At 46.9% G+C, this 1,275-nt stretch carries 1 protein-coding gene and 1 pseudogene; both read right to left on the bottom strand.

What is annotated here, in order from left to right:
• Positions 1-143: pseudogene (locus R8N28_RS25315) on the bottom strand (short chain dehydrogenase); the annotation flags it as partial.
• A partial coding sequence (locus tag R8N28_RS25310) for a cryptochrome/photolyase family protein (RefSeq protein ID WP_318183672.1) occupies positions 143-1,275 on the bottom strand: 1,133 nt, incomplete at its 5' end. The pseudogene R8N28_RS25315 and the gene R8N28_RS25310, both read right to left, overlap by 1 nt.

Raw genomic sequence — 1,275 nt, 5'->3', positions numbered from 1 at the left:
TGCCAAATCAAGGCTGAATGTTCATAATCGGATTTTGTGCGCCGATAGGTCGCGTGAATTTGAGCCTGCGGAAAGCGCACTAGTGCCTCTTTGACCATCGCCAAACCAATCCCTCCGTTCCCACCGACGATCAAAATGTTCATCACAAATGCTCCAAATCCGCGATATAGCGTTCAGCCGTCTCAAGAATCGCTTGCCGCTGCGAAGCTTCCATATTGTCCCAAGACTGGAAAATCATACCGATTCGTGGATTGGTAGCGCGTCGCTTTTCATGCTTGTCCATAAATCGCCAATAAAGACTATTAAACGGACAAGAGCCTTCACCACTGCGCGCCTTGTTGTCATAGTGGCAACCTTTACAGTAATCGCTCATTTTGTTGATGTACGACCCGCTTGCGGCATAAGGCTTGGTGCCAACAATGCCACCATCGGCGAACAATGCCATACCGCGTGTATTGGGCATTTCTACCCACTCAATCGCATCGACATAAATGCCGAGATACCAAGCATCTACTTGGTCAGGATTCATCTCGGTGAGCAAACAAAAGTTGCCCGTCACCATCAAACGCTGAATGTGATGGGCGTAGGCATAATCGAGAGACTGGCCTATTGCATTGCGCATACAAGCCATCTTGGTTTTTCCTGTCCAAAAGTAGTCGGGTAAATCACGTGATGCTTCGAGCTCATTTTTCTGCGGATACTGCGGCATATTCGCCCAGTACACACCCCGAATGAATTCCCGCCAACCTAAGATCTGACGAATGAATCCTTCTACCTGTGCAATATCGATGTGTTTGTTTGATTGATACGCACTAAGTGCAGCATCTATTACCTCTTTGGGGTGCAGTAACTTACTGTTCATCGAGAACGACAAACGACTGTGATACAAACTCCATTTGGATTCGTGCTCCGCCGTCATCGCATCTTGAAACCGACCAAAATGAGGGAGACAAACCTGACAAAAATGCGCGAGCAAAGATAGGCTTTGAGCGCGATTCACTGGCCATAACAAATCACCATTTAGTGAACCAATGGTCGAGATCTTGTGTCGCGTTAGTCGCTCTACAATCTCGTCAACATTCAGGCTAAACATCAGCGGTTTGGGTAATTGCTCGATATCTTTCACTTTCAGTTTATTACGGTTGTTGGCATCGTAATTCCACTTTTCACCCATTGGCTTACCGTCTTGCATCAAAATATCAAAGCGCTTGCGCATCCGTCGGTAAAAGTGCTCCATCATGATGTGTTTGCCTTGCGGGAACTGCTGTTCTATTT

Source organism: Vibrio sp. Vb1554, from assembly GCF_033344235.1.
Note: the sequence above shows the minus strand (reverse complement) of the source record. Positions and strands in the feature narration are given on the sequence as shown.